At 49.2% G+C, this 11888-nt stretch carries 10 protein-coding genes; 5 read left to right on the top strand and 5 right to left on the bottom strand.

Annotated elements, in window-relative coordinates:
• Positions 1–14: 14 nt before the first annotated feature.
• Complete coding sequence (locus G5S52_RS09270) at positions 15–623, bottom strand: 2OG-Fe(II) oxygenase (protein WP_046307993.1); 609 nt, start codon at positions 621–623, stop codon at positions 15–17.
• 114 nt (positions 624–737) lie between these two features.
• Positions 738–2021 carry an NAD(P)/FAD-dependent oxidoreductase gene (locus G5S52_RS09265; protein ID WP_165012978.1) on the bottom strand — a complete coding sequence of 428 codons (1284 nt, stop codon included), beginning with the start codon at positions 2019–2021 and terminating at the stop codon, positions 738–740.
• 401 nt (positions 2022–2422) lie between these two features.
• On the opposite strand from G5S52_RS09265, the gene G5S52_RS09260 reads away from it, so the two are divergent.
• Entirely contained in the window at positions 2423–3466 is a 1044-nt protein-coding gene (locus tag G5S52_RS09260; RefSeq protein ID WP_062660949.1) for an ABC transporter substrate-binding protein, read from the top strand.
• Between the two features lie 63 nt (positions 3467–3529).
• Here G5S52_RS09260 and G5S52_RS09255 read toward each other — a convergent pair whose 3' ends face one another.
• Entirely contained in the window at positions 3530–4261 is a 732-nt protein-coding gene (locus tag G5S52_RS09255; protein ID WP_165012976.1) for a sulfite exporter TauE/SafE family protein, read from the bottom strand.
• A 145-nt stretch (positions 4262–4406) separates the two neighbouring features.
• Between G5S52_RS09255 and ltaE the strand changes: the two genes are divergently transcribed.
• From ltaE to G5S52_RS09235, 4 genes are all read left to right on the top strand, one after another.
• The gene (gene ltaE / locus G5S52_RS09250) at positions 4407–5417 is read left to right on the top strand and encodes a low-specificity L-threonine aldolase (RefSeq protein WP_165012974.1); all 1011 of its coding nucleotides are present in this window, start codon (positions 4407–4409) and stop codon (positions 5415–5417) included.
• Between the two features lie 69 nt (positions 5418–5486).
• Positions 5487–6410: a DUF808 domain-containing protein gene (locus tag G5S52_RS09245; RefSeq protein ID WP_165012972.1), complete on the top strand. Its 924-nt coding sequence runs from the start codon at positions 5487–5489 to the stop codon at positions 6408–6410.
• 94 nt (positions 6411–6504) lie between these two features.
• Complete coding sequence (locus G5S52_RS09240; RefSeq protein ID WP_046307999.1) at positions 6505–7272, top strand: 3-hydroxybutyrate dehydrogenase; 768 nt, start codon at positions 6505–6507, stop codon at positions 7270–7272.
• A 178-nt stretch (positions 7273–7450) separates the two neighbouring features.
• Positions 7451–9826: a Lon protease family protein gene (locus G5S52_RS09235; RefSeq protein ID WP_165012970.1), complete on the top strand. Its 2376-nt coding sequence runs from the start codon at positions 7451–7453 to the stop codon at positions 9824–9826.
• Between the two features lie 86 nt (positions 9827–9912).
• Here the strand turns inward: G5S52_RS09235 and G5S52_RS09230 are convergent, their stop codons facing one another.
• Both G5S52_RS09230 and G5S52_RS09225 read right to left on the bottom strand, forming a co-directional pair.
• Positions 9913–11298 carry a TRAP transporter large permease gene (locus G5S52_RS09230; RefSeq protein WP_165012968.1) on the bottom strand — a complete coding sequence of 462 codons (1386 nt, stop codon included), beginning with the start codon at positions 11296–11298 and terminating at the stop codon, positions 9913–9915.
• Positions 11285–11827: a TRAP transporter small permease subunit gene (locus tag G5S52_RS09225; RefSeq protein WP_002539322.1), complete on the bottom strand. Its 543-nt coding sequence runs from the start codon at positions 11825–11827 to the stop codon at positions 11285–11287. Before G5S52_RS09225 ends, G5S52_RS09230 begins: the two co-directional genes overlap by 14 nt.
• Between the last annotated feature and the right edge of the window lie 61 nt (positions 11828–11888).

Raw genomic sequence — 11888 nt, 5'->3', positions numbered from 1 at the left:
AACGGTATAACAAATTAGCGAGATGGGTCGACGCGGTTGCCACGCATTCCGTTCACACGGAACCAGCCAGCAATGCTGTAACGCTCCCGGTTGGTCGGAAGTACCTCATGGGGAAACTCCTCCGATAGGAACACCAGCAAACGCCCAGCTTTCGGCCAGAGGGTATTGAGATGATTATCGTTGATATCATAAATCACAATCTCGCCACCATCTTCATCCGCCCACTCATCATTGAGGTACATCACCGTGGTTAAACGGCGGTTGGAACGGCCTTCGAAAGTATCGAGGTGTTTTTGATAGAAATCGCCGATGTCGTAACGCGCGAAGTGCGCTTCATACTCGAACAAACCCAAAAAGAAGTGGCGGTTGACGTCGTTCTTTATCGCTTCCATTCGAGAGAGAAAATCGTCCGAGGCAGGATGCTTTCCGCGTTCCAGCCAGGAAATCTTGTCACTACGGATTTGTTTGTTGGTATGGTGCTGCAGGTGTCGTCCGATGCCAGCAGGTTTCATGCTTTCAGGAATGGCATCACGAAGTTGTTCTACTTCTTCTGCATTCAGGAAATCATCCCACACGTACCAACCTTGGGTATGAAGTGCATCTAATAACTTATCTGTGTTCATTGTCTGCACCTCTAAATACAAGGGGTAGCGAATCTACCCCTTGTGCTAGTGCTGCTTCAAATCACAGATTTTATGGAAAGGATTTAAAAATCTAATCGTGAGATGGATGTACCATTAGTTCGCCAGAGCGTCTTCCATTTTGGCTTTCCAGATCGCCATCGCGAGCGCAGGTTTACGCAGCACTTTCGGCGTTGGGATCCAGCCATGATCGATACGTGAGAACACGTCAAAGCGCCCCGCCTGCCCTGCCATTGCTTCAGCAACAACGCGGCCTGCAATATTGGTCAAACCAACGCCATGACCAGTGTAGCCATGGGCTGTATAGATATCGTTACCCAAATGCGAGATTTCCGGCATGTAGCTACGGGTCACTGCAAACAGACCACCCCAGTGATATTCCATCTTCACATCACCCAGCTGTGGGAACACTTTCAGCATACGTTGACGCAGACGCTCCTGACTGTCTGAATACTCGCCATTGAACGGATGGTTCACACCGCCGAACAGAATGCGTCCGTCAGCAGTCGGGCGGAAATAATCCAGACAGTTATTCAGATCAGACATCGCCATCTTGTTAGAGATTGGCTGGCGATCGCCAAGCTGCTCAGTCACAGCAATGTAAGAAGCCACAGGCAGCACTTTTGATTGCGCCTTGCGGTGCAGGCCATCAAGGTATGCGTTACAAGCCAGCAGAACCTGTTTTGCTTTCACGCTGCCCTTTGCGGTTTTTACCGTGTTATACCCTGCGCCTTTTTTCAGTTTGATCACTGGGCTGTTTTCATAGATTTCCGCGCCAACGGAAATAGCCGCTTGCGCCAAACCTAGCGTGTAGTTCAGGGTGTGAACATGACCGCTGTTTGGGTCGAATAAGCCGCCCAAGTAACGACGGGTGTTCGCTACCTGCTCAATCTTGTCAGTGTCCCACCACTCGGCAACCGGATAGTTGTAACGGCCGTGCTTCAGTTCATGCCAGGATTTCAGTTCTTTCTCCTGACCTTTATTCAACGCCAGCTCGATGTAACCTTCCTGGAAGTCACAATCGATGTTGAACTCGCTGATACGTTCACGAATGATATCGATAGATTCAACGGACAAATCCCAAAGCTGCTTACCCCATTCTGGGCCGTACTCTTCGTCAACTTCGCGAAGACCCAGACAGTAACCCACCAGCGCCTGACCACCATTACGACCTGAGCCACCAAACGCGATGCGTTGGCCTTCCAGCACCACCACACTCATGCCCTTCTTACGAAGTTCAATCGCTGCGTTTGTGCCTGTTAAACCCGCGCCGATAATACAAACGTCCGCTTGAATATCACTGGTTAACTCTGGTTGTTCAGGCAAAACATTTGCCGTTGCTTGATAGTAGCTATCGATATACCCGTGTTCTTTCGCCATTTCGCGACTAAATCCTGCTAAAAGGGTTAATTAAAAAGACGGCGAATATTCGCACTAAGCCACACGGCAAGCAAGGGATTCTTACCCCTTCATGAGCCTCAAAAATAACTGCGTTCGTTGATGCTGTGCGTGGTGCACAAAATGTTACCTTTTCAGAGGGATTCTCATTGACAGAGGGGACAAATGTTTTGATGATGCGCGTTCATTTTTCAGCTTGGTATTTACCCAAACTACCTCAAGGCGCTTTTTCAGCGAAAAGACTGGTTTCACAAGGGGTTCTGTGGTTCCGGAGTAAATGGTTCTACTCCACACGGCACTATAAGTGAAGCACGTAGGCGAGAGGAAGGATGTCTGCCTGTGCCTTAAGGTAGTTTGGGTATGCCACTTAAGGATAAAACCAAATGAACCAATATCTTAAAGGGGTGAAAGCGGCAAGCATCGCACTTACCGCAACAGTTTCTTTCAACGTTTCTGCAAACAATGAAGTGCTGAATATCTACAACTGGGCCGAGTACATGCCAATGGGTGTGATTAAGGCGTTTGAAAAGGAGTACGATGTTTCAGTTAACTATTCAACGTTTGAAAACAATGAATCCATGTATACCAAGCTGAAGTTGCTTGATGGAAAAGGCTATGACCTTGCGTTTGCATCGACATACTTTATCCAGCGCATGAGCGACGAAGGCATGTTGGCGAAAATCGATAAATCGAAAATCCCACATGTTAAGGACATTATTCCTGGTCTGATGGGTCAACCATTCGACAAAAACAATGACTACTCCCTGCCTTACATCTGGGGCGTGACGGCTATCAGTTACAACGGCGACATCGTTGATGGCAGCAATGTGACCAAATGGGCTGATCTGTGGAACGACGAGTTCGCAGGCCAAATCATGTTGCTCGACGATGTGCGAGATGTTTTCGGCATGGCTCTGAAAGCCAAAGGCTACAGCATCAACACCACCAACGAAGCAGAGATCAAAGAAGCTTATGAAATGCTGAAAGATCTGCGTCCAAATGTCGTGGTTTACAACTCAGATGCACCGCACGTACCGTTTGTGACGGGCGAAGTCGGTATCGGTCAACAGTGGAACGGTAACGCCTACCTGGCACAAGCTGAGATGGAAAACATCGAGTTTGTTTACCCAGACGAAGGCTCAATCCTGTGGATGGATAACTTCATCATCCCGAAAGGCGCGGAGAAGGTCGATCTGGCACATAAATTCATCGATTTCCTGTACCGCCCTGAAAACCAAGCGGCAATGGTCGAAGAACTGGGTTACCCAGCACCAAGCAAGCGTGCAAAAGAAAAACTGTCTGCGGAATACACCGAAAACAACGTGATTTTCCCATCAGACGAAGATGTTGAAAAAGGCGAATTCACTAACGATGTGGGCGAAGCGGTCAGCATCTACAACCGTTACTGGCAACTGCTAAAAAGCTAATTCGCTTTTCGTGAAATAAGAAAGCCGCGGTGATTGCCGCGGCTTTCTGCTTTGTTACTGTGTTCAATTCGATTTGAAAAACAGCATATGCGCAGCACTTAGCGAAATCGCTCCCCGGACAATCATTTTCAGTTGTTCTGGCGAGATACGGGCAAAGAACTTATAGCCAAAGAACATACCAATGAACAGAGCAGGTAAGCCAACTGCGCTCCCCTGTAACGTCTCCGCATTGACTAAGCCCAAGTACACCAAGCCCACCAGCTTCAAAATGTTCAGCGTCATGAACGCCCAAACACGGGTTGCCACATAAGCAGACTTCTCCATTTTCTGTTCAAGAAGAAACAATCCCATCAACGGGCCAGCCGCATTCGCTAACACCCCAACAAAACCACATAGCATCCCAGCTACACTTGCTGCGTAACGATTGGTAAAAATAGGAAGCGGACGATAGTCCAGCCAAATCGAAAGCCCCAGCAGCGCAAAAATAAGCAGCCCCAGTACTGTCATAAATGTTCGCGCGTCAATGTTACCAAGCACAACGGTGCCCAGTGCCACACCCACCGCGCCAAAAGGGATTAGCCTTGCTAAAACAGACCAATTAATGTTCTTACGATAAGTCAGGACGGCGATGAAGTCGGTAAGTAGGTATAGCGGGACAATGACACCTAACGCCTCAGGCCCTGGGAAAGCGAGCATCATCAACGGGAGAATAACCAGCCCTAATCCACCGACGGAGAATTTGGAAAAACCCGTGACCAGACAAGCTAAAGAGATGAAAAGCCAAGACCATTCCATGGGCATAATTTCCTTGTTTTACCGTCGCCCATTCCGTGGCTCAAGATATAGACGAGTGGGATGATTCCAATGTTTTGTAATTACTTTTTCTTCAATCAGGAGTAATCTGCTTACTCGATCATAGTTGTAATCAGGACAGATAAGAATGATTGATTTTCGCTCAGACACAGTGACACAGCCGGATCAAAAAATGCGCGAAGCCATGGCTAATGCGCCCGTGGGTGATGATGTATATGGTGACGACCCAACGGTCAATGAACTGGAGCAGTGGGCTGCTGAGCGCCACGGTTTTGAGGCAGCGGTATTTACCTCATCAGGCACCCAAGCAAACTTGCTGGGTATTCTGGCACATTGTGACCGTGGTGACGAATATTTGTGCGGTCAACAAGCGCACAATTACAAGTATGAGGCAGGCGGCGCAGCAGTGCTGGGCTCAGTACAACCTCAACCCATCGAAAACAACAAAGACGGAACCCTGTGCTTTGAAAAGCTCGCGGCAGCGGTTAAACCGGATGACTCTCATTTTGCGCGCACCAAGCTCCTCAGCTTAGAAAATACTATCGGCGGGAAAGTTCTGCCTTTGGAATATCTGGCGAAAGCCCGGGAGTTCGTGAATCAACACAACCTAAAGCTTCATTTAGATGGCGCACGTGTTTACAACGCCTCCGTGGCATTGGGCGTAGACATCAAACAAATCAGCCAGCACTTCGATTCCATGACCATTTGTTTGTCAAAAGGTCTCGGTGCGCCGATTGGCTCTTTGCTGTTAGGCGATGCTGACTACATTCAGCGTGCACGTCGACTGCGTAAAATGGTCGGTGGCGGCATGCGTCAGGCTGGCATCTTGGCGGCAGCCGGTAAGATTGCCCTGACGGAAAACGTCGAACGTCTCAAAGATGATCACGACAACGCCCGTTATCTGTCTGAAAATCTCGGTGCGATTCCGGGATTCAATACCTTCATCTACCCGGTTCAAACCAACATTGTTTACGCTGACGTTGCAACGCATATCGACATTCACGCGATTGCTTCGGCGTTGAAAGAACAGGGGATTCTGTTCTCGCCTTCTCACAAGGCGATGCGATTTGTGACTCACAAAGACGTGACAAAATCTGACATAGATACGCTGCTCGCAGCCATAGAAAAACAGCTCTAAGCGTTTTTGAATTAACGAAGAAAGAGGCGGTTTTCCGCCTCTTTTTGTATAGATAAAAGAGGAATGACCATGGCAGGAGCCAGCCTTCTTACACTGCTTGATGACATTGCCACGATTCTGGATGACGTCTCCGTCATGAGTAAAATCGCCGCGAAGAAAACTGCCGGTGTATTGGGAGATGATCTTGCCCTGAATGCCGAACAAGTTTCTGGAGTCAAAGCCGACAGGGAGTTACCCGTCGTCTGGGCCGTTGCCAAAGGGTCTTTCCTCAACAAACTCATACTCGTTCCAGCGGCCCTGGCAATCAGCGCTATTGCACCTTGGCTGATCACCCCTCTTCTTATGCTGGGCGGTCTTTTCCTTTGTTACGAAGGTGCTGAGAAAGTACTGCATACCTTCTTTCACAAAAAAGAAGAACACCCAGTCGGTAAAGCGCAGGACTTCAATACCGCTACGCTGGATGCCGCAGAATACGAAGCGCAAAAGATAAAAGGCGCGATCCGGACTGACTTTATCCTCTCTGCTGAAATCATTGTCATCACGCTAGGTGTCGTGTCAGAAGCCACCTTCCTCACCCAAGTTGTCACCCTATTCGGCATCGCGTTTTTGATGACGATAGGTGTTTATGGCTTGGTCGCGGTGATTGTCAAAATCGATGATGCCGGACTTTATCTCAGCCAAAAAGCAGGCAGTATCAAACAAGCCGTAGGCCGCGGCCTGCTCTCCTTTGCACCCTACCTGATGAAAGGGCTATCTATTGTCGGCACCATCGCCATGTTTTTGGTGGGCGGTGGCATCCTCACCCACGGCGTACATGTGCTGTCTGAACTCATTACAGACGCCGCACAAGAGACTGCACTGATACCGACAGTGGGCACAGTGATTTCTGCGCTGGTACCAACTCTACTCAATGGTTTGATTGGATTGGTTGCCGGGCTGATTATCGTTGGACTTTTCAGTGTTGCCAGCAAATTAAAACCACCTAAATCCTGAGATTAAACACCGCAATTGCGTACTACTACGGATTGCCTGAATTTTTAACTACCCTTAACGTTGGATAAACCAGCCAACGTTAGGGAGAACGGAAATGACGGCAAAACATGTATTTATTACCGGTGGTGCAAGTGGAATTGGCTTTGGCATGGCGCAGGGTTTTGCGCAAGCAGGCCATAAAATCACCCTTTCAGATATCAATAAAGAAGCGCTGGATAACGCCGTCAGCAAATTGAAAAGCCAATTCGATGTGGATGTTCGGGGTATAGAGCTGGATGTCACCAACTCCGAACAATTGGCTTCTGCTCCTTCACGTGTCGATGAACCCGTCGATGTTCTCGTTAACAATGCAGGCATCCAATTTGTCTCCGCGCTGGAGCAATTCCCTGAGGACAAATGGCGTCTTATCATCGACATTTTGCTGTGTGGCCCAGCCATGCTGACCAAAGCCTTTCTCCCTTCCATGTACGAACGCAACTTTGGACGAATCATCAATGTTGGCTCCATTCACAGCCTTGTCGCCTCGCCGTATAAGTCCGCCTACGTGTCTGCGAAACATGGCTTGCTGGGCTTTTCCAAAACCATCGCGCTGGAAAGTGCAGAGCATGATGTCACCATCAACACACTGTGCCCTTCTTACGTGAAAACCCCCTTGGTAGAAAACCAAATCACGGCACAGGCGCAGAATCACGGCATTACGGAAGAAGAAGTGATCAACACTATTATGCTTAAACCGATGCCGAAAAAAGCCTTCATCGATCTGAGTGAGCTTGCCGAAACCGCCCTTTTCCTATGTTCCCCAGCGGCAAAAAATATCACAGCACAGGCAATCACCATCGACGGTGGCTGGACAGCACACTGATTCCTTGCTCCCAAAGCTGAACCATATCGACTACTTTTTGCGCACTTGTTCACTATAATCCGGTGAATAAAGTGCGCCAGTCCACATTGCCAACACATCCGCGATTCTTTATCTCAAAATCAGTAAGTTAACGGCGCTACACTGAGTTTTATGAGAAACACAGTGAAAGGAGAGCGCTATGCCACATCAGCCATTAACCAGTGACATGCTCTATCGCACTTCACAGCTGACCAAACTCGACGTTTCATCTACCAAGCATCTTGAACCACTCGAAGAGATTGTGGGGCAGGATCGTGCTCGTCAGGCCGTTGAGTTTGCGATGTCCATTAAGGAAAAAGGCTACAACATCTACGCAGTCGGCCAGAACGGTCTTGGCAAGCGCACCATGGTGATGCGCTATCTCAGCCGCCATTGGCAATATACCCATCCGGTTTATGACTGGTGTTATGTCGCCAACTTCCAGGATTCCCGCGTACCGAAAGTGCTGCAAATGCCAGCTGGCCGCGGTCTCAAGCTGAAAAAAGATCTTGAGAAAATGATGGGACGTTTAGGGAAATCCCTGCAGCTCGCCTTTGACAACGAGATGTATTACTCCCGCGCTGATGCACTCAAAAACCGCCTGACAGAGATGCAGGAAGGTGCCTTGGGAGAGCTTAGTCAGGAAGCCAAACTGCAAAGCGTGAGCCTTTCCATCACCACCTCCGGTGACTATCAGTTCATTGCCCTGAATGGCGAAGAGCCGCATACCGAAGAAACCTTCGACGCTCTTTCTCAGAAAGAACAGGAGCATTTCGATCAGGCCATTCGCGATTTGGAAATCCAGCTCCGCGGATTGGTGCGTAAGCTGACCGAATGGGAAGAAACCTACGCTGAGAAACAGCAAAAGCTGGATGAAGAAATTGCTACCGAAGCCATTTCCCATCACATGGTGAAGCTGATCGAGTCCTATTCTGACCTGCCTCAGGTGAAGAAATACCTGAAAGAAATGCAGGGCGATGTGCTGGAAAATCTCGATATCTTCCTGCAGGAAAGCGAAGAACAAGCCGCCCTCGCCTATGCCGCGCTGGATAAGAAATTGCCGCGTCGCTATCAGGTTAATGTGTTGGTCGCGCAGGAAGAAGAAGTGCCACCGGTGATCGTGGAAGATAGCCCGACCTACCACAACATTTTCGGCTACGTAGAAAACGCGACCTACAAAGGCACGGTGTTCACCGATTTCTCATTGATCCGCCCAGGCAGTATCCATCGTGCCAACGGCGGTGTACTGCTGATTGATGCGGTGAAAGTTCTTGAGCGTCCTTACGTTTGGGACGGCTTGAAGCGTGCGCTGAGCTCGCGTAAAGCTTCGCTGAGTTCACTCGAGCGCGAAGTCACACTCAGCGGCACAATCTCGCTCGAGCCAGAGCCAATTCCACTGGATGTGAAAATCATCCTGTTTGGTGACTATCACACCTACAAACTGCTGCAACACTATGATGCAGAGTTCAGTGAGCTGTTCCGTGTCACTGCAGATTTCGAAGACGATATGCCGCGCAATGAAGATAGCGAAATGAAGTACGCCATGTTCATTTCCAGCATTTGTCACGACAACAACCTACTGCATTGCGACCCCGGTGCCATTGGCCGAATTATTGAGCACAGCAGCCGTCAGTCCGGTGATCAGGATAAGCTTTCCCTGCACTCTGCTGACATTGCCAACCTGCTGCGCGAGTCCAACTATCAGGCCAAAGTCAGTAATGCCAATATCATCCGTGCATCCCATGTTGAGAAAGCATTGGCAAGCCGCGACATGCGCGTTAGCCGCTTGCGTGACCACGTGATGGAAGGCTTCACCACAGGCACCACGTTGATTGACACCAAAGGCAAAGCCGTCGGTCAGGTGAATGCATTGTCTGTGCTGGCAACCAACGACTTCAGCTTTGGTGCACCTAATCGAATCACTGCAACAACTTCGTTTGGTGATGGTGCAGTGCTGGATATCGAGCGCAGTGTTGAACTGGGCGGCAGTATTCACTCTAAAGGTGTGATGATCCTGACTGCTTACCTGTCATCTTTGCTCGGTAAGCAAGCGAAAATCCCACTGACCACACGCATTACGTTTGAGCAATCTTACGGCGGTGTAGATGGCGATAGCGCTTCTATGGCGGAATTCTGTGCGATTCTGTCTGCGATTTCCGGCGTACCGTTGCGTCAGGATCTGTCTATTACAGGTTCAATGAACCAGTTTGGTCAGGCGCAACCCATTGGCGGTGTGAACGAGAAAATCGAAGGCTTCTTCGATGTTTGTACCATCAAAGGACCGAAATCGACGCAAGGGGTGATTATCCCGCGCTCTAACGTACATAACCTGATGCTGCGTAAAGACATCATCCATGCTGTAGAAAAAGGGAAATTCCACATCTATGCCATCGATCATGTCAGTGAAGCTATCGAACTGTTCACGGGTATCCCAGCAGGAAAACCAGATAGCAAAGGCAAATTCAAGACTGATACTGTGCTGCATAAAGCCGCAGAAAAGCTGGATGCACTCAGAAAGAAAAGTTCAAAAGCCTAATCGCATTAGAAAGAGTAAAAAGCCGACTGAAAAGTCGGCTTTTTCTTTGTGGTGAGGGTCTGTTTATCTTTATTGGCTAGCCCAGACTAACCATAAGCAATCGACGGTAACCAGAGTATCAGATTCGGCCAGAACACCAACACTACCAATGCCAGCAGCTGAAGGATAATGAAAGGAATCACACCCTTATAGATATCCATCAATTTCACTTCCGGTGGACATACCCCTTTCAGATAGAACAACGCAAACCCAACGGGAGGCGTTAAGAAGCTGGTCTGCAAAGCCATGGCCACCAGCATGACAAACCAAACCAATTCTGGATTATCCAGCCCTGGATAGTCGCCAATGCTTAAATCCAATCCTAATACCACAGGCGCTAACAGCGGCAGCACAATCAAGGTAATTTCAATCCAGTCGAGGAAGAAACCCAGGAGGAAAATCACCAACAGAATGAAAGCCACAATGCCGTAAGGACCAAATGGCAAGGCTTCAAAGGCACTTTCGATAAACTCGTCGCCGCCAAGTTCACGCAACACCAGTGCAAAACAGGTCGCACCAATAAATATCGCGAAGATATAAGCGGTAGTTTTGTAGCTATCGAGCAGCACTTCTTTCAGCACCGCGAGCGAAAAACGTTTGTAGTAAACCGCCAGCAAAATCGCACCGAATGCACCCACACCTGAAGCTTCCGTTGGTGTCGCTATCCCCGCGAAGATAGAACCCAACACCACAATGATCAGCATGAAGGTTGGCACAATCGCTTTGGCTACATCTTTGATGACTGCCCAATCAACGCCTTTCGCATCTTCCGGTAACGGCAAGGAGTCTGACTTCACCACGCCCATGATCAACAGGTACACAATATAAATCGCGCCCAACATCAAGCCCGGGAACATGGCCCCCATAAAGAGGTCACCCACGGAAAGCCCCAGCTGATCGGCCATGATCACCAGCATGATAGAAGGCGGCAGTAAGATCCCGAGTGTGCCTGCCGAGGCGACGGTACCCAGTGCTAATGGAAGGTTATAACCTTGCTTCATCATGGCAGGCAGAGACATGGTCGCCAGTAACACCACCGATGCACCGATAATCCCTGTCGACGCTGCCAGGATGATACCAATTGCCATCACGGTAATGGCCAAACCTCCATGTACCCGGCCAAACAACGCCTGCATCGCATGCATCAATCGGTCCGCCACACCGGATTTATCCAGCATGTTCCCCATGAAAATGAACATCGGCAAGGCCACCAATATCCAGTTATCCATGATTTTGTAGAGGCGGTTAACCACAAGCCCAAGGGTGGTGAAATCCAACCCTGTCCAAGTGTCGAGGTAGATATCGCTGTAATAACCAATGAAGGCAAACGCCACGCCCACACCGCCTAGTACCCATGCGACTGGAATACCGACAAACAACAGCACAATAAAGCTGCCGAACATCGCCAGAATAAGAATCTCATTCGCTTCCATGCGAACCTCCTTTTCTCAGGTAAGCCACTGCACGGAGCAATCGGGCAAGGCTGGCAAAAGCCAACAAAGCTGCACTGAATGGAATCGCGGATTTGATCAACCATCGCCAAGGCAAACCGGACGGCGCATTGGAACGCTCATTTACCCGCCAGGCTTCATACACGAAATCGAGAGAGTGAATAAAGATGACGTACATAAACGGCCACACGAAAAACAGCACAGTGATGATTTCTATCCAGGATTTGGTTTTCTGCGAAAAGCGGTGATAGAAAATATCGACCCGGACGTGCGTTCCGGTGATCTCGGCATAAGACAAACCAAACAAAACGCCGATGGCATAGAGGTGCCACTGCAACTCTTCCAGCGCAATTTGGCCATTGTTGAAAACTTTTCGAAGCACTACCTGCGTGATGATAACCAGAACCAGAACCAAATAGCTCCAAGCCAGTGTGCGTCCGACAACCCGGACGACATGCTCAATGCTGTCTGCAAGTGGTGAAGCAGGGAGTGAGTGAGAAGGCTGGGTCATAACGAGCTCCTACACCCATAGAAAAAGGAAAAATGGGCAGCATCCTGCTGCCCAAAACCAC

Origin of the sequence: Grimontia sedimenti, from assembly GCF_011045095.1 — a bacterium.
Taxonomy (GTDB): Bacteria; Pseudomonadota; Gammaproteobacteria; order Enterobacterales; family Vibrionaceae; genus Enterovibrio; species Enterovibrio sedimenti.
The sequence above is the reverse complement of the archived record's forward strand: the minus strand, read 5'-3'. Positions and strand labels throughout refer to the sequence as shown.